At 66.7% G+C, this 22,017-nt stretch carries 22 protein-coding genes; 11 read left to right on the top strand and 11 right to left on the bottom strand.

Annotated elements, in window-relative coordinates; genetic code table 11:
* Positions 1-3: 3 nt before the first annotated feature.
* The 3 genes from rpmB (at position 4) to BN972_RS07235 (ending at position 3,913) form a co-directional block, all read left to right on the top strand.
* Entirely contained in the window at positions 4-198 is a 195-nt protein-coding gene (gene rpmB, locus BN972_RS07245) for a 50S ribosomal protein L28 (protein WP_036354526.1), read from the top strand.
* A gap of 71 nt (positions 199-269) precedes the next feature.
* Positions 270-2,987, top strand: coding sequence for an AAA family ATPase (locus BN972_RS07240; RefSeq protein ID WP_036354523.1), 2,718 nt, complete (start codon positions 270-272; stop codon positions 2,985-2,987).
* A gap of 98 nt (positions 2,988-3,085) precedes the next feature.
* On the top strand, positions 3,086-3,913 hold the full coding sequence (locus tag BN972_RS07235) for an alpha/beta hydrolase (protein WP_036356853.1): 828 nt from the start codon (positions 3,086-3,088) through the stop codon (positions 3,911-3,913).
* A 57-nt stretch (positions 3,914-3,970) separates the two neighbouring features.
* Here the strand turns inward: BN972_RS07235 and BN972_RS07230 are convergent, their stop codons facing one another.
* A complete protein-coding gene (locus tag BN972_RS07230) occupies positions 3,971-4,792 on the bottom strand; it encodes a mycofactocin-coupled SDR family oxidoreductase (RefSeq protein WP_036354520.1) in 822 nt (273 codons plus the stop codon).
* Between the two features lie 86 nt (positions 4,793-4,878).
* Here BN972_RS07230 and BN972_RS07225 point away from each other — a divergent pair, with 86 nt between their 5' ends.
* From BN972_RS07225 to BN972_RS07210, 4 genes are read left to right on the top strand one after another with little or no spacing between them, the layout of a single operon-like run.
* Entirely contained in the window at positions 4,879-5,322 is a 444-nt protein-coding gene (locus BN972_RS07225; protein ID WP_036354517.1) for a nuclear transport factor 2 family protein, read from the top strand.
* Between the two features lie 3 nt (positions 5,323-5,325).
* The gene (locus BN972_RS07220) at positions 5,326-6,510 is read left to right on the top strand and encodes a sulfotransferase family protein (protein WP_036354514.1); all 1,185 of its coding nucleotides are present in this window, start codon (positions 5,326-5,328) and stop codon (positions 6,508-6,510) included.
* On the top strand, positions 6,503-7,747 hold the full coding sequence (locus BN972_RS07215; RefSeq protein ID WP_036354511.1) for a DUF1214 domain-containing protein: 1,245 nt from the start codon (positions 6,503-6,505) through the stop codon (positions 7,745-7,747). The genes BN972_RS07220 and BN972_RS07215 overlap by 8 nt, the downstream gene beginning before the upstream one ends.
* A gap of 1 nt (position 7,748) precedes the next feature.
* Positions 7,749-8,579, top strand: a complete 831-nt coding sequence (locus tag BN972_RS07210) for an oxidoreductase (RefSeq protein ID WP_036354508.1) — start codon at positions 7,749-7,751, stop codon at positions 8,577-8,579.
* Here BN972_RS07210 and BN972_RS07205 read toward each other — a convergent pair.
* Genes BN972_RS07205 through BN972_RS07185 form a run of 5 tightly spaced genes read right to left on the bottom strand, consistent with a single transcriptional unit; the run spans position 8,576 to position 12,141 of the window.
* Positions 8,576-9,226 carry a nitroreductase gene (locus BN972_RS07205; protein ID WP_036354506.1) on the bottom strand — a complete coding sequence of 217 codons (651 nt, stop codon included), beginning with the start codon at positions 9,224-9,226 and terminating at the stop codon, positions 8,576-8,578. The two genes, BN972_RS07210 and BN972_RS07205, sit on opposite strands and share 4 nt — an antisense overlap.
* A gap of 24 nt (positions 9,227-9,250) precedes the next feature.
* Positions 9,251-10,183: an NADP-dependent oxidoreductase gene (locus tag BN972_RS07200; protein ID WP_036356850.1), complete on the bottom strand. Its 933-nt coding sequence runs from the start codon at positions 10,181-10,183 to the stop codon at positions 9,251-9,253.
* Positions 10,184-10,191: 8 nt separating this feature from the next.
* Complete coding sequence (locus BN972_RS07195; RefSeq protein WP_036354503.1) at positions 10,192-10,875, bottom strand: uracil-DNA glycosylase; 684 nt, start codon at positions 10,873-10,875, stop codon at positions 10,192-10,194.
* A complete protein-coding gene (locus BN972_RS07190) occupies positions 10,872-11,162 on the bottom strand; it encodes a DUF1330 domain-containing protein (RefSeq protein WP_036354500.1) in 291 nt (96 codons plus the stop codon). Before BN972_RS07190 ends, BN972_RS07195 begins: the two co-directional genes overlap by 4 nt.
* Before the next feature lie 10 nt (positions 11,163-11,172).
* Positions 11,173-12,141 (bottom strand): thiamine-phosphate kinase, encoded by a 969-nt coding sequence (locus BN972_RS07185; RefSeq protein WP_036354497.1) that lies wholly within the window; start codon positions 12,139-12,141, stop codon positions 11,173-11,175.
* Between the two features lie 153 nt (positions 12,142-12,294).
* Between BN972_RS07185 and BN972_RS07180 the strand changes: the two genes are divergently transcribed.
* Positions 12,295-12,795, top strand: a complete 501-nt coding sequence (locus BN972_RS07180) for a DUF3515 domain-containing protein (RefSeq protein ID WP_051545318.1) — start codon at positions 12,295-12,297, stop codon at positions 12,793-12,795.
* On the opposite strand, the gene BN972_RS07175 is transcribed toward BN972_RS07180, so the two are convergent.
* Together BN972_RS07175 and BN972_RS07170 are read right to left on the bottom strand one after the other, a co-directional pair.
* Positions 12,792-13,901: a D-alanine--D-alanine ligase family protein gene (locus BN972_RS07175; RefSeq protein WP_036354492.1), complete on the bottom strand. Its 1,110-nt coding sequence runs from the start codon at positions 13,899-13,901 to the stop codon at positions 12,792-12,794. The genes BN972_RS07180 and BN972_RS07175 overlap by 4 nt on opposite strands.
* A gap of 30 nt (positions 13,902-13,931) precedes the next feature.
* On the bottom strand, positions 13,932-14,939 hold the full coding sequence (locus tag BN972_RS07170; protein ID WP_036354489.1) for an NAD(P)H-dependent glycerol-3-phosphate dehydrogenase: 1,008 nt from the start codon (positions 14,937-14,939) through the stop codon (positions 13,932-13,934).
* A 127-nt stretch (positions 14,940-15,066) separates the two neighbouring features.
* On the opposite strand from BN972_RS07170, the gene cofC reads away from it, so the two are divergent.
* From cofC to mutT1, 3 genes are read left to right on the top strand one after another with little or no spacing between them, the layout of a single operon-like run.
* Positions 15,067-15,708, top strand: coding sequence for a 2-phospho-L-lactate guanylyltransferase (gene cofC, locus BN972_RS07165; protein ID WP_099051058.1), 642 nt, complete (start codon positions 15,067-15,069; stop codon positions 15,706-15,708).
* Between the two features lie 49 nt (positions 15,709-15,757).
* On the top strand, positions 15,758-17,992 hold the full coding sequence (locus tag BN972_RS07160) for an RNA degradosome polyphosphate kinase (RefSeq protein WP_036354484.1): 2,235 nt from the start codon (positions 15,758-15,760) through the stop codon (positions 17,990-17,992).
* Between the two features lie 41 nt (positions 17,993-18,033).
* On the top strand, positions 18,034-18,978 hold the full coding sequence (gene mutT1, locus BN972_RS07155; RefSeq protein WP_036354481.1) for an 8-oxo-(d)GTP phosphatase MutT1: 945 nt from the start codon (positions 18,034-18,036) through the stop codon (positions 18,976-18,978).
* 59 nt (positions 18,979-19,037) lie between these two features.
* Here mutT1 and BN972_RS07150 read toward each other — a convergent pair whose 3' ends face one another.
* From BN972_RS07150 to leuC, 3 genes are all read right to left on the bottom strand, one after another.
* Positions 19,038-19,691, bottom strand: coding sequence for an HU family DNA-binding protein (locus BN972_RS07150; RefSeq protein ID WP_036354480.1), 654 nt, complete (start codon positions 19,689-19,691; stop codon positions 19,038-19,040).
* Between the two features lie 212 nt (positions 19,692-19,903).
* Positions 19,904-20,500, bottom strand: coding sequence for a 3-isopropylmalate dehydratase small subunit (gene leuD / locus BN972_RS07145; RefSeq protein ID WP_036354477.1), 597 nt, complete (start codon positions 20,498-20,500; stop codon positions 19,904-19,906).
* 38 nt (positions 20,501-20,538) lie between these two features.
* Positions 20,539-21,969 (bottom strand): 3-isopropylmalate dehydratase large subunit, encoded by a 1,431-nt coding sequence (gene leuC / locus BN972_RS07140; RefSeq protein WP_036354474.1) that lies wholly within the window; start codon positions 21,967-21,969, stop codon positions 20,539-20,541.
* Between the last annotated feature and the right edge of the window lie 48 nt (positions 21,970-22,017).

Here is a 22,017-nt window from a genome sequence, read left to right as displayed (position 1 = left end):
ACCATGGCCGCTGTGTGCGATATCTGCGGGAAAGGCCCCGGCTTCGGTAAGTCGGTGTCGCACTCCCACCGCCGCACCAGCCGCCGGTGGAACCCCAACGTCCAGACCGTGCACGCCGTGACCCGTCCCGGCGGCAACAAGCAGCGGCTCAACGTGTGCACCTCGTGCATCAAGGCCGGCAAGGTGACCCGCGGCTGACGTTGCGGCTGACGTTTCGGGCCCCGCTCTGACCGTCCGACGATTCCGCCGGCAGGCGCGATAATCCTGCTGTGGATTCCGCTGCGCGCCGACTGTTCGGCCGTGACCGCGAGTTCGCCGAGTTGCGGCGCTTCCTGGACGGTGAACACGCGGCCATGATGCTGCGCGGTGACGCCGGCATCGGCAAAACCGCCCTCCTCGACGTCATCGCTGCTACGGCCCGTGCAGCCGGATGGCGCGTGCAGCAGGTCCGGGGCGTGCAGTTCGAGTCGTCGATTCCGCTGGCCGGGCTGAGTCAGCTGGTTCTGCCATATCGCGACTTGGTTGCCGAACTCGGCGGGGATGCGGCGGCGGCCCTGGGCCCTGCTCTAGGGCACGACACCGCCAATCCTCCGTCGACCCTGGCGATGGGCACGGCCCTGCTCGACGTGCTGACGCTCGCCGGCAGCAGGGAGCGGGTCCTGATCGTGGTCGACGACGCGCACTGGCTGGATGAGTTGAGCGCGACGGTTGTGTCGATCGCGGCGCAGCGACTGCGACAACCCGGCGTTCGGCTCATTGCGGCGTGCCGCTCGGACACGCCGACGGTCCTGAATCGCGCCGGATGGCGAACCCTTGATGTGGCCGGGTTGGACGACCAGGCCGCGCGGGAGTTCCTCCGCTCGCTTCCGGACACCTTGACGGTTTCTGCTGAGCGCGCGGTGCTCGAGCAGGCGGCGGGCAATCCGCTCGCCCTCGAGGAGCTTCCTCGCCAGGTGCGCCACTCCGAGGATGGCACCGCGCCGGCAGGGATCGCACTGAGCGACCGTCTGCAGGCGATCTTCGGTGCCCGAATCGGCCCCCTCGACCAACACACCCGCCAAGAGCTGCTGCGAGCTGCCCTCGACGGTGCCGGAGCTGGCGGCACGCACTCGGGCTGCTACGTCATGCGCGGCGTTGAGGCCGCCACCGAGCATGAACTGCTGGTCATAGGTGCAGACGGCGAGCCCGTGTTCCGCCATCCTCTGGTCCGGACCGCCGTGATCCAGCAGGCCACACCCAACGAGCGCCGGGCCGCCCATGCATACCTTGCGCAGTGCACCAAAGACCCGTTGCGCAGGGCGGTGCACCTGTCGGTGGCCACCGTGGATCCGGACCAAACGGTCGCGGACCAGCTTGTACACGCCGCCGAGCTCAGCATTCGCCGCGGCGGGGCGAGGTCGGCCGTCGGACTGCTGCGCAGGGCCGCGGAGCTGAGCAAGCGACCCGCCCGCCGGGCGGAGCTGATGGCCGAGGCGGCGTTCGTCGCCGGCCAGGCGGGCCAGCTCGAGGTCACCGTCGAGCTGGCGTCGCAGCAGCCGGATGGTGCCAGCGCCGTCGGCCGCGTCAACAGCGCTATGACGGCGGCCTACGTAGAGCTGTATTTGCAGGGTGATGTCGTCGCTGGTCATCGCCGCCTGATGGGAGCGCTACGCGACGCCGGCGCCGTCGCCGCGCTCGACGACGCGACGCTCACCCGGGCGGTCAACGTGCTGCTGGCGATCAGCCAGTACGCGGGCAACCGGATCCGCTGGGATCAGACCGACGCAATCGTCGACTCGGTGGCGCACCGGATCGACCCGTTGTCCCTGATCTACCGAGACGCCTGGGGCGATTTCGCCTACCGTGGCGAGACGGTCCAACAGCGGCTAACCGACCAGCTGCTGCGGCTTTCCGACCTGCAGCCTTGGGACGTGATGCGACTGGCGGTGGCCGGTTTCTACGCCGGGATGCTGGGGGATTTCCGCTCGGTGATCCGCGAGCTGTTCGACCGCGAACAAAACGACGGTGTGGTCACCAACGCGATGACGATGCTGCACATGCTGCTGCTCGACCAGATGGAGACCGGTCAGTGGCAACAGGCAGAAGAAACGGTCAGTCGCGGGCTGGAGTTGACCGTCACGCACCGGCACGAGACCTACGAACAGCAGTTCCGGGTGTTCTCGGCGCTGCTCGCGGCCGGCAAGGGTGAGACGGCACGCGCTCGGGACCTCGCCGCGGCGGTGGCGGCCTGGGCCAGGCCACGGGGCTTGGGCTTACTGCTGGGCTACTGCCAACGCGCCGTATTGATCGGCGCGCTCGCCGACGGTGATTACCAGGCCGCGTACGCGACGGCGACCGAGATTGCCGAGCCCGGTGTTATCCCGCACTATTCACATCACGCCCTCGACACGCTGATGGACTTGGTCGAAGCGGCCGTGCACGTCGACCGGATCGACGATGCCCGCCGGCACGTGACGGCGGCGCAGACATTGGGGCTGCCCGACATTTCGCCGCGGCTGGGGCTGCTGTGCGCGGGTGCCGCGGCGATGACCGCCGCCGACGACGATGCGGACCGCAAGTTCGCCGAGGCGGCCAAACACCCTGCTGCCGAACGGTTTTCATTCGAACACACACGCATACGATTGGCCTACGGGATGTGGCTGCGGCGTCAACGCCGCTACCGAGATGCCGCACCGGTCCTCGAGGCGGCCCGGTCGTCTTTCGCCCAAATCGGCGCCGCACCGTGGGCCGAACGCGCCGCCGCGGAGTTGCGCGCGGCCGGCTCCACCACCCGACGACTGCAAGGTGAAGAGTTGAGCGCACAGGAGCTGCGCATCGCGGAGTTGGCGGCGGCGGGCTTGAGCAACAGGGAGATCGCCGACCGGCTGTATCTGTCGCCCAGAACCGTCGGGGCGCACTTGTACCGCATCTTCCCCAAGCTGGGCATCGCCCGGCGCGCCGGGCTCCGTCAAGCCCTCGACGACTTGACTGCGCAGTCGGATACCTAACTTTGCCGCGTTAAGTCATTCGACAGATCCGGGCCTGGCACCGGCGATGTTGATATGAGCGTCCAACAAAAATGACGCACTCCAAGGAGACACGCGAAATGTCCAAAACTCCGGTCCTCTTCATCCACGGCCTGTGGTTGCACGCCGACTCCTGGCGGCCCTGGATGGACCTGTTCGCCCGGCACGGATACGACGTCGTCGCACCCGGCTGGCCGAACGAACCCGCCACCGTCACCGAGGCACGTGAGCATCCGGAACGGGTGGCCAACTTCGGCATCGACGCGGTCGTGCAGCATTTCGCGGCAATCGCCGCAGCGCTGCCGGAGCCCCCGGTCGTCGTCGGGCATTCGTTCGGCGGCCTGATCGCGCAGAAACTGCTCGACCTGGGCTACGCCCGCGCAGCCGTCGCAATCGACCCGGCCCAGATCAAAGGCGTCAAGCCGCTTCCGTTGGCCCAATTGCGTTCCAGTTTCCCGGTTCTCGGCAACCCGCTGAACAAAAAACGGGCAGTGTCGTTGACGGCCAGGCAGTTCCGTTACGGTTTCGGCAATGCCATCGACGAGGCCGAGTCCGACGCGCTGTATGACCGCTACACCATCCCCTCCCCGGCCCGGCCGCTGTTCGAAGCCGCTTCAGCGAACTTCCACCGGAACTCGCCCGCGAAAGTCAATACCGCCAACGCATCCCGCGGCCCGCTGCTGATCATTTCGGGACAGCAGGACCACACTGTGCCCGATGTCGTGACGCGCGCCGCATATAAGTTGTACGGCGATTCGGCGGCGGTCACCGACCTCAAGCAGTACGCCGACCGCGGCCATTCCCTGGTGGTCGACAACGGCTGGCGCGAGATCGCCGACGACGTGCTGGGTTGGCTCGCCGAGCAGCGCATCGGCTCGGTGAATGACGGGATTCACCAGAGTCAGTGAGCACTGATGCGACACCGCCCGGCTTCCGCGGAGCCGGGCGGTGTTTCTGGCGAACCGTCACATGGCGACGTGCCCGGCGTCCACAGGGATCGAGACGCCCGTCACGTAACGCGCCCCGGGGCTGACCAGCCAGAGCACCGCGGCCGTGACGTCCTGCGCTTCGACCAGCGGCACATCGGGCAACAACGTCTGGGTGACCGCCGGGTTGGGGTTCTCCGTCATCCGGTTGATCACGAAGTCGTTGATGATCATCGGCGTCGCCACTCCGCCCGGGTGGATCGAGTTGACCCGGATCTTGTGCGGCCCGTACGCGTTCGCCGCCGACCGCATCAAACCCACCACCGCATGCTTGGATGCGGCATAGGCGAACATCGCCGCGCTGCCGTCACCGCCGCGCCCGGTGAGGCCCTGCGACGAACTGATCAAGACCACCGAACCGCCCCGGCCCTTGCGAATGATGGAGGGCACCGTGGCCAGCATTGTGTGCCAGACTCCTTTGAGGTTGGTGTCGACAATCGTGTTGAACACCGGCTCGGAATCGATCTGGGTGTCGCCCATCGCAACCACACCGGCGTTGGCGATGACGATGTCGATATCGCCGAGTTCATCGATAGCGGCCTGCACCCCGGCCTGCAGCTGCTGAAGGTCGCGCACGTCGGCGACGACGGGTATCGCGTTGCGTCCGGTCTCCTCGACCAGCCGTACCGTCTTGTCGAGGTTGGCGCTGGTACCCAGCGCGTACGGAATCGCTTCGATGTCAGCGCAAATGTCCACGGCGATGATGTCAGCGCCCTGTTCGGCGAGCGCGACGGCATGGCTGCGTCCCTGGCCGCGCGCGGCGCCGGTGATGACGGCAACGGTGTCGTCGAGTTCACCCATGAGACGACGACACGGTCAGGTTGCCGGGCCGGTTGAGCGCGCAAGGTAACGTCACGACGATCACACTAAACCCGAGGTGACCCGACATGACCACTAGCGCAACTGAAATCACCAATCTGATCTACAGCTACGCGCAATTGCTGGACGGCGGCGACCTCGACGGGGTCGCCCGGCTCTTCGAACAGGGCCGCATCTGCGGCGTTCAGGACGGTCCCCCAGAAACCGTCTTCGCCGGGACCGCCCGGGTGCGGGAGATGTATGAGATGGCCACCCGCATCTATGAGGACGGCACGCCCAAGACCAAGCACCTCACCACGAACGTGCAACTTTTCATCGACGAGGACCGGGGAACCGCGCGCAGTACCTCTTATTACTGCGTCACCCAGGCGACGTCCGAATTGCCGTTGCAGGTGATAGTCACCGGGCATTACCAGGACACCTTTCAAAGAATCGACGGTGTCTGGTGGTTCGACACCCGCACCATGTTCATCGACCAGACCGGCGACCTCAGCCAGCACCTGAAGTTCTGACGCGTGGACAACCCATTCGAGCCGGCGGCCGTGTTGGCGGATGCGCGACGCAAGGAGGCACTGGACGGCTGGGGGCCAGGTGAGTTCGAAGGCCCGCTGCGGGTGCTGCTGGCCGACTACGCGCGCGCCGACCTGAACGCGATCGGGGTTCACATCCTGCGGTCGGGGATCGTGCACAGCTTGCGGATGCGACTACGCACGCAGGAGTGGATCCGCCGCCACCCGGAGATACTGGACGAACAGGTCGCACCGCCGATCGTCGTCGTCGGAATGATGCGCAGCGGCACCACGCTGCTGCAGCGGCTGCTGGCCGCCGACCCGCGGTCCGTCTGCGCGTACGGCTGGGAGGTCGTCGAGGTCGCTCCCCGCCTCGACTATCGGTTCACCGGCGTCGATCCCCGCATCGCCGTCAGCGAGGCACGGGAGGCGAAATCCCGTGAACTGGCACCGGAATTGTTTGCGATTCATCCGATGTACGCGCGGGAAGCCGAAGAAGAGATCGTCTTCCTTGCCGACGCGTTCCTGTCGCACGTCCCCGAATCGGGCGCAAACGTCCCGCGATACCGGTCCTGGCTGGACACGCAGGATTTCACACCGGCTTACCGATATCTGCATCGCATGCTGCAGTTCTTGCAGTGGCAGAAGCAACGCCGCGGTGTGCGGGGCCGGCGTTGGGTGCTCAAATCACCGGCGCACCTGGGGTATCTGGACTTGTTGCGGGCACAGTTCCCGGGACTGCACATCGTGCACATGCACCGGGATCCGCGCACTACCGTGGCGTCCGGAGCGAGCCTCAACGCGACCTTGCACGCCATGCACGCCGACACCGTCGACCTGCATCGCGTAGGTGCGCAATGGCTGGCCCGGATGGGCTGGACCAACGACCGGGCAATGGCAGTCCGGGACAGCTGGGTCGATGACGCGGCACGCGTCACCGATGTCGGGTTCGACGCGGCGGTCGCGGATCCGATCGGACAGGTGGCCCGGGTGTATGACGCCATCGGGATCCCGCTCACCGACGAGGCCGAGACAGCGATGCGACACTGGCTGGCCGTACGGCCCCGCGAGGTTCCGCGCCCGCCGTACGAGCCGGCCACTTACGGCCTGGTGCCCGAGCAGATTGATGAACGTTTCGCGTTGTACAACAAGCGTTTTCGTAGTTTTACCGAAGGAGCGACCCGTGGTTGACAATCCGGTCTCGACGGCTTCCCAGCGCGAACAGGAACTGGCCGCCCTGGAGTTGATCGAACATCCCACCGTCAAAGCGGCCTACCGGAGCGTGGCGGAAACCTGGCTGGGCCGGGCGAAGCCGTCGGAGGCGATGCGGGAGCGTTTCGACGCTGCCTACGCCGAGGTGATGTTCTCGGCGGCGATGTGGTCGTCGAACCAGGACAAGCTGCGACCGAAAGTAACCTGCATCACCCGGTTGGCCCACCCGGTGGAAGGCCGGCGCATTCCCGGATCTCGTTGGGGCATCGACAATCCGGACAGCGTTTATCGGGTCATCCCGATCTCCGGTGAGGAGCGCTACGAGATCCACGGTCGGGTCGGCGAACACCGGATGACCGAGAACTACTTCACCCTGTGGGACGCCCGCATGGGCACGGTCGCCGTACTCAACGGCCGCACCATGGAGGTCGGCTCTGACGGTAGCTTCACCATCACCGTCGACGCCGAACCCGCCGGCGGGCGACCCAATCATGTCCAAACCACCGGCGAGGCGCATGAGTTCTATATCCGGGACGTACTGCTGGACTGGGAACGCGATGACCCGAATTACTTTGAGGTGCAACGCCTTGGCGGTCCGCCGGCCGCCCCGTCCCGGACCCTCGACGAGCAGGCCGAGGCGACCGCGTCGATGATGGCGTACTTCGCCGACTTCACCGGCAAGCTCAGCCACGGGGTGTACAAGATGCCCGCCAACCACTTCAACCTGGCCTGGTCGGCCGACAAGGTCGGCGCGATGCGCAACCAGGTCTACGTGATGGGCCGCTTCGACCTGGCTCCCGACGAGGCGTTCGTCGTCGACGTGAACGACGGCGGCGCCGAGTACTTCACCGTGCCCCTGAGCAATATCTGGGGCACCACGCTGGACATCGTCGACCGCACCGGCAGCTTGAACAAGGCACAGTCGGTGGCCAACGAGGACGGCAGTTACACCTACGTCATCGCGCCGGAAGATCCCGGGCTGGCGAATTGGATCGACTCCGACGGGTTGCGCGAAGGCATCCTCACGCTGCGCATGGCCGAGTTCGGCGAAGCTGGGCCACGCGAGGATCTGGGCGCTCGGGGACGAGTGGTCAAGCGTGACCTTCTCGATGCCGAGGTGCCGTACCTGCCGCGGGTGACCGCGCAGCTGCGCGCCAGTCAACTCGCACAACGCCGCGCAGCGTACCTGCGCCGGCTGCCGGAAGGGACGGCCTGAGATGGCGCGCTGGCTGATCACCGGCTGCTCGACCGGCTTCGGCCGCGAAATCGCCCAGGCCGCACTGGAAGCGGGGCACAGCGTGGTGGTCACCGCGCGGCGCGCCGAGACCGTGCAGGGTTTCGCCGACGAATTCGGTGACCGGGCGCTGCCGATGGCGCTCGACGTCACCGAGCCCGGTCAGATCGCGGCCGCTGTGTCCACCGCCATCGACGCGTTCGGCGGCATCGACGTCCTGGTCAACAACGCCGGCCACGGTTACCTGTCCGCCGTAGAGGAGGGCGAAGACGCCGAGGTACGGAAGTTGTTCGACGTCAACTACTTCGGTGCCGTCAACATGATCAAAGCGGTACTGCCGGACATGCGGGCCCGCGGGTCCGGGCGCATCATCAACATGTCGTCGATGACCGGGCTGGTGGCCAACCCGCCCAACGCCTATTACTCGTCGACCAAATTCGCGCTCGAGGCGATCACCGAAGCCCTCGCCACCGAAGTGCGGCCGCTGGGCATCAAGGTCACCGCCATCGAACCGGGCGCCTTCCGCACCGATTGGGCGACCAGATCGATGAAGGAATCCAGCAGCCCGATCGCCGACTACGCCGATGTCGCTGCCCGCAAGGATCTGATCAAGCAGTTCGCCGATCACCTGCCTGGCGACCCCCGCAAGGTGGCCGAGGCGGTGCTCATGGTCAGCGAACTCGACGATCCGCCGTTGCGGTTGCTGCTGGGCCGTGACGTGCTGAAAGCGATGCGCGACAAGATCTCCGCGTTGTCCGCGTCGATCGAGGAGTGGAAAGCGGTGACCAAGGACGTGAACTTCCCGAACGCCTAGGAGTCCAGGAATATCGCGTGCGCGTCGACCGGGTCGCGCCGTACCCGGATATCGTTGCCGGGAAAGTCCGGGTCGGAATAGCCGATCGCGAGGCCGCACAGAATTCGCATGTCCGAAGCGATGCTCAGTTGCCGGCGCACGATTTCGGGGTAGCCGGCTATCGAGACCTGAACGCAGGTACTCAACCCACGCGCGGTCAGTGCCAGTAACAGCGTCTGAACGAACATGCCGACGCCCATGCTGTCGACGTGGTCGAGATCCTGATGCATGAATACGACGCCGCCCAGCGGAGCACGGAAGAACTCCCAGTTGCGCAGCACCGCCTCGCGCCGGGCGTCCGCGTCGTCCCGGGCGATACCCATGGCGCCGTAGACCTGCGCGCCGAGGTCACGGCGCAAGTGCGCGAAAGCGGGTGGCAACTGCGGCACCACCGGCGGCCGGTCGCGGGCCTGCTTGAGCAGCGCCGCCACCAGCCGGTCGCGGGCGGCGCCAGCGGTGAAAACGACTTGCCACGGCTGCACATTCGAGTTCGACGGCGCACACATCGCCAGCTCCAGCGATTCCTCGACCAGGTGCCGGGGTACCGGTTGAGGCAGGAACATGCGGGTCGATCGGCGCTGCCGGATGGTGTCCTCTAGGTCGTACACCCCTCAATGCTGACAGCGCGCGCGTCAGTCGCGGACCACGATGACGGTTTTTCCGGACCGCCGGCCAGGGTTTCGCCGGCTCTCGAACGCCTCCCTGCCCTGCGCGAGCGGAAATGTCTGGGCGACTTCAACGTGCAGGCCGCCGCTGTCCACCAGCGCCGCGAGTTCGACGAGCTGATCTCGACTGGGGCGCACGATGAAGAAGGTCGCGGTGACCCCGTGTTCCTCGGCTTTGCCTTCCGGCGGAGGTGCCACCAGGGCGATCAGCCGTCCGCCGGGACGCAACACCCCGTACGACCGGTCCAGGGTTTGGCCGCCGACGGTGTCCACCACCACGTCGTACGCCGCGCCCGTCTGGTCGAACTCCGTTGTGCGCGTGTCGATCACATGTTGGGCGCCGAAGCCTCGGACCAGCTCGGCGACGTCGCTGCGCACGGTTGCGGTGACCTCGGCCCCGACGCGGGCGGCGAGCTGGACCGTGAAGGCGCCGACTCCCCCGGCTCCGCCGTGCACCAGCACCGTCTCGCCGGGACGCACCGCCGCGTGATCCACCAGCGCCTGCAGCGCGGTGAGCCCGGCCAACGGCAACGCCGCCGCCACCGGGTGCGGCACCGTCGACGGCTTGGCCGCCAGATCGGCGGCGGGCACCGTCACGAATTCGGCGGCCGCGCCATCCCGATCGAAGTCGATCAACCCGTAGACCTCATCGCCGGGACGGAAATCAGTGACACCGGCGGCGGTTTCAGCGACCACACCGGACACCTCGTGCGAGACGACCGACGGCGTACGGTCGACACCGTCGCGGGTAAATGTCTCTTCCCAGGTCAACTCGTCGAATGTGATCGCGGCGGCGTGCACCGCGACCAGCACCTCACCGGGCGCCGGGACAGGCACCGGTGCGAGCTCCACCGTCAGCACCTCGGGACCGCCGCGACGGCCGGCCCGCAGCGCTCTCATCGTCTCGGTCACGGTAGCCTCCAGTCGATCGGTTCGGCACCCAGCTCCGCGAGCAGTCGGTTGGCGCGGCTGAACGGCCGCGACCCGAAGAAACCGCGCGACGCCGACAGCGGCGAGGGGTGCGGAGATTCGATGGCAACGCACTTGCCTTCGGCCAGCATCGGCTTGAGGGTCGAGGCGTCGCGGCCCCACAGGATCGCCACCAGCGGCTGCTCGCGAGCCACGAGGGCACGAATCGCCTGCTCGGTCACCGCTTCCCATCCCTTGCCGCGGTGCGATGCCGGGTTGCTCGGCCGGACGGTGAGCACCCGGTTCAGCAGCAATACGCCGCGTTGCGCCCACGGCGTCAGATCACCACTCGACGGCGGCGGGTGCCCAAGGTCGGCGGCGTATTCGTCGAAGATGTTGGACAGGCTGCGCGGCAGCGGGCGCACATCGGGCGCCACCGAGAAGCTCAGGCCCACGGCGTGACCGGGTGTGGGGTACGGATCCTGGCCCACGATCAGCACCCGAACCTTTTCGAATGGAAACGTAAAGGCGCGCAACACATTCGGCCCGGCCGGCAGATAGCGGTGGCCCGCCGCGATCTCGGATCGCAGAAACTGGCCCATGGCCGCCACCTGGTCTGCCACCGGCGCCAGCGCCGCCGCCCAGCCCGGATCGACGAGTTCGCTCAATGGGCGCGCCGTCATTGCAGTCCCTGCACCAGCAGCACCACGGCCTCAGCCCCCGCCCGCCGGTCTTTCGAGATCGCTTGATACTCCGGCGATTGCGCCCAACTGCGGAAGGCGGACTCGTCGGGGAAGGACATCACCACCACCTTCTCCCGGTCCCAGCGGCCCTCCACTACCTGGGGTGCTTCGTCCGCGGCCAGCAAGGTGCCCTGATAGCGCCGGAAGACATCCATGAAGCGGGCCTGGTACCGGTCATAGGCGGCCCGGTCGGTGAATTTCAGCTGGGCGATCGCGTAGACGGTCATCGTGGGCAGCCTATCCTTCGAACGACTGCCACCCCGCGTACCCTTCCCACTCCTTCGAATCGACCAGTACCCGCGCGGGTCCGTCAAGAACCCGGCCGATCACCCGCCAGCCGGCGGGCACGGCACCGGCGAAACACGCGGCCAGCGCATGATCTTCGCCGCCGCCTAACACCCAAGCCCAAGCGTCGGCGCCAAGCACGGCTGCCGCCGCGGCCACCGCGTCGTGGTCGGCCGCCAGCGCGGCGGCGGACAGGTCGATGCCCACTCCGGATGCCTTGGCGACGTGCCGCAGATCGGAGATCAAGCCGTCGGAGACGTCGATCATCGCGACGGCGCCCGCCGCGGCGGCCAGTGCGCCTTGACCGTAGGGCGGCCGGGGCACCAGATGCCGGTCACGCAATTGGGTAAAATCGTCAATCCCGTTGCGCCACAACTCATATCCCGCGGCTGAGCGGCCCAACTCCCCGCTGACGGCGACCACCGAGCCGGCGACGGCCCCAGACCGCAGCACCGGCCTCCGGCCCTCCAGATCACCCAGCACCGTCACCGACACCACCCACTGCGGGCAGCTGACCAAGTCGCCACCGGCGATACCGGCACCGACGCATTCCGCCTCGTCCCACATGCCGTCGACCAGCGCACTCGCCTGCGCAGTCGACGTGCTGCCGGGTGCGCCGAAGCCCACCACAAACGCGGTCGTCCGAGCGCCCATCGCTTCGATGTCGGCGGCGTTCTGCGCGATCGCCTTACGGCCGACCTGATACGGAGTGGACCAGTCGAGCCGAAAGTGCCGATCCTGCACCAACATGTCGGTCGATACCACGGCGCGACCATCGGCGGCCGCGATCACCGCACCGTCGTCACCCGGGCCCAGGATGACGGCGGCGGGTTGCCGGCGATCCCGGACCAACCGGTCGATCACCGCGAATTCACCGGACTGCTCCAGCGTCGGGGACTCCCCCGCTGCGTCGTCGCGCACGCCACCTCCTGCCGCGCCGTCCAGCCCCAAAGGGTCCGCCGACCTGCGGTAAGTTGGTCCCTGCCCGTACGGGCGGATCGCGTCAGTGTAAACGTGAGGCAAGGTGGCCAGGTGGGCGGCGACTCCGATACCGGCGGGCCGCCGCGCCCGGCGATGTTCGCCGCGCTGGCCCTGGCAGTGGGGACCGTTGTGGCCATTCTGGTTTTCGCAGCCCTGCGTCAATCACCGCGAGGTCCGGTCGTCATCGCCGCGACGGCCGCGCCGCAGGCCGCCAGCCCGGTCTGCCAGTCACTGACCGCCGCGCTACCGCAGCGCCTCGGTGATTTCGAGCGAGCGCCGGTTGCCGCACCTGCGCCCGATGGCGCCAGCGCGTGGCGATCTGCGGGCGAAACCGAACCGGTCATCGTGCGTTGCGGTGTCGAGCGGCCCGGCGACTTCGTGGTGGGTTCGCCGATTCAGGTCGTCGACCGGGTCCAATGGTTCGGCGGCGGGTCCCAAAACGGCGGCACACTCACCTGGTACACCGTGGATCGGCCGGTCTATGTGGCGCTGACCCTGCCCGCACAATCTGGCGCCGCCCCGATCCAGGACTTGTCCGGCGTCATCGACCGCACCATCGCGGCGGTTCCGATCGACCCCAATCCGGCTCGCTAACGCAGTCCCACACCGCGGGCCAGTGCCGTCTCCACCATGGTGGCCAACAACGTCGGGTAGTCGACTCCGCTGGCCGCCCACATCCGTGGGTACATGGAGATCGTGGTGAATCCCGGCATCGTGTTGATCTCGTTGATGACCGGACCGTGGTCGGTGAGGAAGAAGTCGACCCGGGCCAGCCCCTGGCAAGAGATCGCCTCGAACGCCCGAATCGCCAACTGCCGCACCGCGATGGCCACGTCGTCATCCACCTTGGCCGGCACATCCAATTCGGCCGCGTCGTCCAGATACTTGGTGGCGAAATCGTAGAAACCGTCTTCGCGTCCGCGCACCCCGACCACCCGGATCTCGCCGAGCGTGCTGGCTTCGATTGAGCCATCAGGCTTTTCGAGGACACCGCATTCCAGCTCCCGGCCGGTGACGGCCGCCTCGACGATCACCTTGGGATCGTGCCGGCGGGCCTCGGCGACCGCGGCGTCAAGTCGGTCCCAGCTGACCACCCGGCTGACACCGATCGACGAGCCGCCGCGGGCCGGCTTGACGAAAACCGGTAAACCCAACCGCTCGCGCTCCTCGGGGTGCAGGGTCGCCTGCGCCGGACGCAGCACGGCGTACTCACCGACCGGCAGCCCCTCGGCCACGAGCAGCTTCTTGGTGAATTCCTTGTCCATGCCGGCGGCGCTGGCCAGCACGCCGGCGCCCACATATGGGACACCGGCGAGCTCCAGCAGGCCCTGGATGGTGCCGTCCTCACCGTAGGGTCCGTGCAGCACCGGGAACACCACATCGACGGAGGCCAGCACCTCGCCCGCTCCGGGGGCCAGTGACACCAACTGGCCGCCGCGCTGCGGATCGGCCGGCAGCGCCAGTTCGGTGCCCGATGCGGAGCTCACACCGGGAAGCTGCCGGTTGGTGATGGCAAGGGCATCCGGATCGCCGTCGGTGAGCACCCACGAACCTTGCGGGGTGATGCCGATCGCCAGGACTTCGAAGCGCTGCGGGTCGAGATTGCGCAGAATGCTGCCCGCCGATACGCACGAAATGGCGTGCTCGTTGCTGCGACCGCCGAAAACAACGGCGACGCGAACCCGATTGCTGGCAGTCACAACTTCAAGAGGCTACCGGTAGGCGGGTACCTATTCCGGCTTGGTGCTGCGGCCCAGCAGCAACGCGATCGCCTCGTTCACCGAAAGCCCCTTGTGACAGACCCGGTGCACGGCGTCAGTGAGGGGCATTTCCACGTCGTAACTCGACGCCAGTGCCAGCACCGATTCGCACGAGGTGACGCCCTCGACCACGTGACCGTCCTTGCCGTGCAGCGCGGTCTGCACGCTGTCACCGCGGCCCAGGCGCTCGCCCAGGGAGCGGTTGCGCGAATACGGCGACGTGCACGTCGCAACCAGGTCACCGACCCCCGCCAGACCCGCCAGTGTGGCGCCCTTGGCGCCCAGCGCCAGCCCTAACCGCATGATCTCCGCCAGCCCCCGGGTGATGATCGCGGCGGCGGTGTTCTCGCCCAGACCCACACCGACGGCCATCCCACAGGCGAGGGCGATCACGTTCTTGCAGGCGCCGCCGATCTCGGTGCCCACCACGTCGGCGTTGGTGTAGGGACGAAAATAGCCGCTGTTCAGGAAACGCTGCAGCGCCACCGCACGGCCGGAGTCGCTGCATGCGATGACGGTGGCGGCGGGCTGGGACTGCGCGATCTCGCTGGCCAGGTTGGGCCCGGAGATCACCGCAACCTGGGACGTGTCGACACCGGTGACCGACACGATCACCTGGCTCATCCGCATCAGCGTGCCGAGCTCTATGCCCTTGGCCAGGCTGACCAGCGTGGCGCCGTCTTCCCACAGGCCGTTCCACTGCTCGAGATTTGCTCGCAGCGTCTGAGCCGGAACACCCAGCAGCACCGTGGTGGCACCGGACAGCGCCTCCTCCGCGTCGGAGGTGGCCCGAATGCCGGCGGGCAGCAATGTGCCCGGCAGGTAATCGGAGTTGTATCGGGTGGTGTTGATCTGTTTGGCGACATCCGAGCGGCGGGCCCACAAGGTGACCTCGCCGCCGGCGTCGGCGAGAACCTTGGCCAGGACCGTGCCCCACGCACCGGCGCCCATCACCGCGACCGTTCCCGTGCTCGCCATTCACCACCCCACTGTCTCGCCTGTGCCACCTGCAGCCGCTAAACAGTAGTCCCAGGGACCCGCCGCCGTCACGCCCGGCGGACGGCTCTCGGACGACGCGCCGCGCGGCGCTGGCAGGATGACCTTCATGAGCTCGGGGCGCGCCGCCGACGTCGGTTTGATCATCGCCGTCAAGCGGCTGGCGGCTGCCAAGACCAGGCTGGCGCCCGTGTTCTCGGCACCCACCCGCGAAAACGTGGTGCTGGCCATGCTGGTTGACACGCTGACCGCCGCTGCCGGCGTGAGTTCGCTGCGTTCGATCACCGTCATTACTCCCGACGAGGCGGCAGCTGCGGCGGCGGCGGATCTGGGGGCCTACGTGCTCGGTGACCCCACCAGCGTGGACGATCCTGACCCGCTGAACAGCGCGATCGCCGTTGCCGAGCGGTCGATGACCAACGAAGTCGCTAATCTTGTTGTGCTGCAAGGTGATCTGCCCGCGCTGCAAACGCAGGAACTTGCCGAGGCAATCTCGGCGGCGCGGCAGTATCAGCGCAGCTTCGTCGCCGACCGGTTGGGCACCGGAACCGCCGCATTGTGTGCGTTCGGGACACCACTCAGACCGCAATTCGGGCCGGATTCCTGCGCGCGGCACCGTCGTTCGGGCGCCATCGAACTCACCGGCGCATGGCCGGGTCTGCGTTGCGATGTCGACACGCCCGCGGATCTGGCCGCCGCGCGTCAGCTTGGGGTGGGTGCCGCGACCGCCCGGGCCCTCGGCCACCGCTGACACCCTCGGCGGTCGTACGTGCGGTGAACGGCCGGCCAACAGCTAACCGATGTCGGTTTACTGGTGGCAGCAATACCGGGTGATAGGACATGATCGCAGGGTGACCGACATCGAAGCCAGCCCGGAGGCGCACCCGCGCCACGACGAGAACACATGGCACCCAGACGACTCGGCACCCGCTGCGCCGCCCGCGGCGACCCCGGCCGCGATCAGTGACGCGCTGCCGGACGAGCGTTACCTCAATCGCGAGCTGAGCTGGCTTGACTTCAACGCTCGCGTGCTCGCGCTGGCCGCGGACAATTCGATGCCGTTGTTGGAGCGCGCCAAGTTCCTGGCCATCTTCGCCTCGAATCTCGATGAGTTCTACATGGTTCGGGTCGCCGGACTCAAGCGCCGCGACCAGATGGGCTTGTCGGTACGGTCAGCCGACGGTTTGACGCCGCGCGAACAACTGCGCCGCATCGGGGAACAGACCCAGCAGATCGCGAGCCGGCACGCCCGGGTGTTCTTGGATCTGGTGCTGCCGGCTCTGGAAGAAGAAGGCATCCACATCGTCACATGGGCCGATCTCGACGATGCCGAACGCGAGCATCTGTCCACCTATTTCAACGAACAGGTCTTTCCCGTCCTGACGCCGCTGGCCGTCGACCCGGCGCACCCGTTCCCCTTCGTCAGCGGGCTCAGCCTCAACCTGGCCATCACTGTCAAGCAGCCCGAGGACGGTACCCAGCATTTCGCCAGGGTCAAGGTGCCCGACAACGTCGACCGGTTCGTAGAACTCGACACCGAGGGCGGCGACGAGGACGACGCACGGGTGGTGGTCCGGTTCCTGCCGATGGAAGAGCTGATCGCGGCTTTCCTTCCGGTACTCTTCCCGGGCATGGAAATCGTGGAGCACCACGCTTTCCGCATTACTCGCAACGCCGATTTCGAGGTGGAAGAGGATCGCGACGAGGACCTCTTGCAGGCCCTGGAGCGTGAGCTGGCGCGGCGACGGTTCGGCTCGCCGGTGCGGCTCGAGGTCGCCAACGACATGACCGAGAGCATGCTGGAGCTGTTGCTGCGCGAACTCGACGTGCATCCCGGCGATGTCATCGAAGTGCCTGGGCTGCTGGACCTGTCGTCGTTATGGCAGATCTACGACCTGGACCGGCCGGGCCTCAAGGACCGGGCGTTCGTGCCGGCCACCCATCCAGCGTTCGCCGACCGGGAGACACCCAAGAGCATTTTCGCGACGCTGCGTGAGGGCGATGTGCTGGTGCACCATCCCTACGACTCGTTCTCCACCAGCGTGCAACGCTTTATCGAGCAGGCCGCCGCCGACCCGAATGTGTTGGCGATCAAGCAGACGCTGTACCGCACCTCGGGTGACTCGCCAATCGTACGGGCGCTGATCGACGCCGCCGAAGCCGGTAAGCAGGTGGTGGCGATGGTGGAGATCAAGGCCCGCTTCGACGAGCAGGCCAACATCCGGTGGGCCCGAACGTTGGAGCAGGCGGGCGTGCACGTGGTGTACGGGTTCGTCGGTCTGAAAACCCATTGCAAGACCTGCCTTGTGGTGCGCCGTGAAGGTCCCATCATCCGGCGGTACTGCCACGTCGGTACCGGCAATTACAACGGGAAGACGGCGAGGCTGTACGAGGATGTCGGCCTGCTGACGGCCGACCCGAACATCGGCGCCGACCTCACCGATCTGTTCAACACGCTCACCGGGTACTCCCGCAAGCTGACCTATCGCAATCTCCTGGTGGCGCCGCACGGGATTCGCACCGGGATCATCGAGCGCGTCGAACGCGAGGTCGAAGCGCACCGCCGCGGCAACGACGGCCGGATTCGGTTGAAGATGAACGCCCTTGTGGATGAGCAGGTTATCGACGCGCTCTACCGGGCCTCGCAGGCCGGTGTGCGGGTGGAGGTTGTGGTGCGGGGTATCTGTGCGCTGCGCCCAGGCGCCGAAGGCATCTCCGAGAACATTTTCGTCCGCTCCATTCTCGGCCGTTTCCTGGAACACTCCCGGATTCTGCATTTCAAAGCCATCGACGAATTCTGGATCGGCAGCGCCGACATGATGCACCGCAATCTGGACCGCCGCGTCGAGGTCATGGCGCAAGTCAAGGATCCGCGGTTGACCGCACAGCTGGACGATCTGTTCGAGTCGGCGCTGGATCCGGCCACCCGATGCTGGGAGCTCGGGCCCGACGGTCAGTGGACCGCCTCGCCGCGGGAGGGCGAACGCGTGCGCGACCACCAGGTTTCGTTGATGGAGCGACACCGCAGTCCGTGACCCGTGCCCTGTCCCGGCCGAATTGACCTGCAGGAGTAAAGGTGTCGATCGAAGAATCGTCGGGCCGTCGACGCGGGGCAGGCCGGACCGTCTACGCCGCCGGTGCGGTGTTGTGGCGACCGGGCCGCGGCAAGTCGGCCAAGTCGGTCGAGGTCGCCGTCATTCACCGGCCACGCTACGACGACTGGTCGCTGCCCAAAGGCAAGCTCGACCCCGGCGAGACGGCACCGGTGGCCGCCGTACGCGAGGTGCTCGAGGAGACCGGCCACCACAGTCGCCTGGGCCGGTGCCTCACCACCATCACCTACAAGATCGACCAAGGCGTCAAGAAGGTGCACTACTGGGCGGCGGCCAGCACCGGCGGAGAGTTCACCCCCGGCGACGAGGTCGACGAGTTGCTCTGGCTACCGGTTCCCGACGCCATGAAGAAGCTCGATTACCCGCAGGATCGAAAGGTCTTGCGCCGGTTCATCAAGCAACCCGCCGACACCAAGACGGTGTTGGTGGTGCGGCACGGTACCGCCGGCAGCAAGTCACGCTTCCGCGGTGACGACACCAAGCGGCCGCTGGATAAGAAGGGACGCGCCCAAGCCGAGGCGCTAGTGCCCCAGCTGTTGGCTTTCGGCGCCACCGAGGTGTATTCAGCCGACCGGGTGCGGTGCCATCAGACGGTGGAACCGCTGGCCGCGGAATTGGATGTCGAGATACATCCCGAGCCGCACTTAACCGAAGAGGCCTACGCCAAGAACCCCAAGCGCGGCCGGCAACGAGTGTTGCAGATCGCCAGGCGGGCGGGTACCCCCGTGATCTGTACGCAGGGCAAGGTGATTCCCGATCTGATCGCCTGGTGGTGCGAGCGCGACGGCGTGCGCCCCGACAAGTCGCGCAACCTCAAGGGCAGCACCTGGGTGCTCTCCCTGTCGGACGGGCGGTTGATCGCCGCCGATCACATCGGCGGGGCGCTCGCGGCGAACGTTCGGACCTGACAACGCAAATACCCTCCGGAAGGCATCGCTGCCAACCGAAGGGTATTCGCGTGTGAGACCTACTTGCGGCCGCGCCGGGTGCTTGCGGCCTTCTTGGCCGGAGCCTTCTTGGCCGGAGCCTTGCTGGCGGCCTTCTTGGCCGGAGCCTTGGTGGCCGCCTTCTTGGCCGGAGCCTTGCTGGCGGCCTTCTTGGCCGGAGCCTTCGTGGCGGCCTTCTTGGCCGGAGCCTTCGTGGCCGCCTTCTTGGCCGGAGCCTTGCTGGCGGCCTTCTTGGCCGGAGCCTTGCTGGCGGCCTTCTTGGCCGGAGCCTTGCTGGCGGCCTTCTTGGCCGGAGCCTTGGTGGCCGCCTTCTTGGCCGGAGCCTTCTTTGCCGTCTTCTTGGCCGCGCTCGCAACCACACCGCGCTTCACAGCGGGGCCCTCAGCCGGGAGCTTTTGTGCGCCAGCCACAACCGCTTTGAATTGGGCACCCGGACGGAATGCCGGCACCGACGTCGGCTTCACCTTGACGGTCTCACCGGTACGCGGATTGCGGGCCACCCGGGCCGCGCGGCGACGCTGTTCGAAGACACCGAAACCGGTAATCGTCACGCTGTCGCCTTTGTGGACCGCGCGCACAATCGTGTCGACGACATTCTCGACAGCGGCCGTCGCCTGCCGACGGTCTGAGCCCAATTTCTGTGTGAGCACATCTATGAGCTCTGCTTTGTTCATTCAACCCTCCGAAGCCAGTGGTCCTCGTTTTCGAACCGACTAGAGGACACGGTAAACCCTCACCTGGCAAATTGCCAAGAGCCACGCGCATTTTCAGACGCGAATGGCTGACAATTTCGGAATCCGATTGCCGCCCTTGGTCAGTGGCACGGCGGCGAATTCGGCCCGGTTTAGCGTGGCGGCGGAGTCGAAATTCGGCCCCGCCCGGCGCTTCAGACGGCTGGGATCGTTCGCGGTTTCCAGGCCGGACGACCAGCTTCGAAATTCTCGATTTCATCGAGTTTCCGCAGCGTAAGGGCTATATCGTCGAGACCTTCGAGCAGTCTGTATGCGGTGTGGTCGTCAATCCTGAACGGCAGCACCGCCGTTCCCGCGGTGATATTTCGATCTTGAAGATTGACAGTGATTTCCAAGCCTGGACTCTGCTCGATGAGCTTCCAAAGAAGTTCGACACCGTCTTGGTCGACTTCGGCCGCCAGCAGCCCGGCCTTGCCGGCGTTGCCGCGAAAAATGTCGCCGAAGCGAGCCGAGATAACCACCCGGAATCCGTAGTCCATCAACGCCCAGACGGCGTGCTCGCGGGAGGATCCGGTGCCGAAATCCGGTCCAGCTACCAAGACTGAGCCCCGGTCAAAGGGACTGAGATTGAGCACGAATGAGGGGTCCGTGCGCCAGCTTGCGAACAAACCGTCCTCGAAACCGGTTCGGGTGACCCGCTTCAGAAAGACCGCGGGAATGATCTGGTCGGTGTCGACATTGGACCGCCGCAGCGGTACTCCGATACCGGTGTGGGTGCGAAAGGCTTCCATCCTCGTCCTCTATTTCTCAGCGTGTATTCAGGTGTCGACTAGTTCAAATCAGCGGGCGCCGATAGCTTGCCGCGCACCGCGGTGGCCGCCGCGACCGCCGGGGAAACCAGGTGCGTGCGGCCGCCCTTGCCCTGCCGCCCTTCGAAATTGCGGTTCGAAGTTGCGGCGCAACGCTCCCCCGGCGCCAGCTGATCGGGATTCATCCCCAGGCACATCGAGCAGCCTGCCTGCCGCCATTCGGCGCCGGCCGCGGTGAAAATCTCCCCCAGCCCTTCGGCTTCGGCCTGCGCGCGTACCCGCATCGAGCCCGGGACCACCAGCATCCGCACGTCCGGGGCGACCTTGCGGCCACGCAATACGTCGGCCACCACCCGCAGGTCCTCGATGCGGCCGTTGGTGCACGACCCGACGAACACGGTGTCGACGGTGATGTCGCGCATCGCCGTCCCGGGCCGAAGGTCCATGTAAGCCAAGGCTTTCTCGGCGGCCTGCCGCTCGGCGTCATCGGTCATCAACTCGGGGTCCGGCACAGCCGCGGCCAGCGGCACCCCCTGACCCGGGTTCGTCCCCCAGGTCACGAACGGGCTCAGCGAGGCGGCGTCGAGGTACACCTCGGTGTCGAAAACCGCACCGGGGTCGGTACGCAGCTGTTGCCAGTAGGCAAGCGCGGCGTCCCAGTCCGCACCCGTGGGTGCGTGCGGGCGGCCGCGCAGGAATTCGTAGGTGGTTTCGTCCGGCGCCACCATGCCGGCGCGGGCACCGGCTTCGATGCTCATGTTGCAAACCGTCATCCGGCCTTCCATCGACAACGATTCGATGGCGCTGCCGCGGTATTCGATCACGTGACCCTGTCCACCGCCGGTGCCGATCTTCGCGATCAACGCGAGAATGATGTCCTTGGCCGTCACACCCGGGGGCAATTGGCCGTCCACATTGACCGCCATCGTCTTGAACGGGCGCAGCCGCAGCGTTTGGGTGGCGAGCACGTGTTCGACCTCAGAGGTGCCGATTCCCATAGCGATTGCGCCGAAGGCCCCATGCGTCGAGGTGTGACTATCGCCACAGACGACCGTCATTCCGGGCTGGGTGAGCCCCAACTGCGGTCCGACCACATGGACGATCCCCTGCTCGATATCCCCCATCGGGTGAAGGCGGACACCGAATTCGGCGCAATTGTGCCGCAACGTCTCGACCTGGGTGCGCGAAACCGGGTCGGCGATCGGCTTGTTGATGTCGAGGGTGGGCACATTGTGGTCCTCGGTGGCGATAGTCAGATCGGTACGCCGCACCTGTCGACCGGCCAGCCGTAAACCGTCGAAGGCCTGCGGGCTGGTGACCTCGTGAACGAGGTGCAGGTCAATGTAGATCAAGTCCGGTTCGGTCCCGTTGCCCGATACGACAACGTGGTCGTCCCATACCTTCTCGGCCAAAGTGCGCGGCCGGGCCGCGGCTTGCGTCTGATCCGCCATCTCGGTTTGCCTCGATTCGCTCGTTCACGGCTCGCGATGATCCAGGAC

Source organism: Mycobacterium asiaticum DSM 44297 (assembly GCF_000613245.1).
Lineage (GTDB): Bacteria > Actinomycetota > Actinomycetes > Mycobacteriales > Mycobacteriaceae > Mycobacterium > Mycobacterium asiaticum.
This window is presented reverse-complemented; position numbering and strand designations above follow the sequence as displayed.

Excerpts from the sequence above, each read along its gene's own strand:
- rpmB (WP_036354526.1), top strand. The coding sequence starts at position 4 with ATGGCCGCTGTGTGCGATATCTGCGGGAAAGGCCCCGGCTTCGGTAAG.
- BN972_RS07235 (WP_036356853.1), top strand. The coding sequence starts at position 3,086 with ATGTCCAAAACTCCGGTCCTCTTCATCCACGGCCTGTGGTTGCACGCC.
- BN972_RS07230 (WP_036354520.1), bottom strand. The coding sequence starts at position 4,792 with ATGGGTGAACTCGACGACACCGTTGCCGTCATCACCGGCGCCGCGCGC.
- BN972_RS07225 (WP_036354517.1), top strand. The coding sequence starts at position 4,879 with ATGACCACTAGCGCAACTGAAATCACCAATCTGATCTACAGCTACGCG.
- BN972_RS07210 (WP_036354508.1), top strand. The coding sequence starts at position 7,749 with ATGGCGCGCTGGCTGATCACCGGCTGCTCGACCGGCTTCGGCCGCGAA.
- BN972_RS07200 (WP_036356850.1), bottom strand. The coding sequence starts at position 10,183 with ATGAGAGCGCTGCGGGCCGGCCGTCGCGGCGGTCCCGAGGTGCTGACG.
- BN972_RS07195 (WP_036354503.1), bottom strand. The coding sequence starts at position 10,875 with ATGACGGCGCGCCCATTGAGCGAACTCGTCGATCCGGGCTGGGCGGCG.
- BN972_RS07190 (WP_036354500.1), bottom strand. The coding sequence starts at position 11,162 with ATGACCGTCTACGCGATCGCCCAGCTGAAATTCACCGACCGGGCCGCC.
- BN972_RS07180 (WP_051545318.1), top strand. The coding sequence starts at position 12,295 with ATGTTCGCCGCGCTGGCCCTGGCAGTGGGGACCGTTGTGGCCATTCTG.
- BN972_RS07170 (WP_036354489.1), bottom strand. The coding sequence starts at position 14,939 with ATGGCGAGCACGGGAACGGTCGCGGTGATGGGCGCCGGTGCGTGGGGC.
- cofC (WP_099051058.1), top strand. The coding sequence starts at position 15,067 with ATGAGCTCGGGGCGCGCCGCCGACGTCGGTTTGATCATCGCCGTCAAG.
- BN972_RS07160 (WP_036354484.1), top strand. The coding sequence starts at position 15,758 with ATGTCGGTTTACTGGTGGCAGCAATACCGGGTGATAGGACATGATCGC.
- BN972_RS07150 (WP_036354480.1), bottom strand. The coding sequence starts at position 19,691 with ATGAACAAAGCAGAGCTCATAGATGTGCTCACACAGAAATTGGGCTCA.
- leuD (WP_036354477.1), bottom strand. The coding sequence starts at position 20,500 with ATGGAAGCCTTTCGCACCCACACCGGTATCGGAGTACCGCTGCGGCGG.
- leuC (WP_036354474.1), bottom strand. The coding sequence starts at position 21,969 with ATGGCGGATCAGACGCAAGCCGCGGCCCGGCCGCGCACTTTGGCCGAG.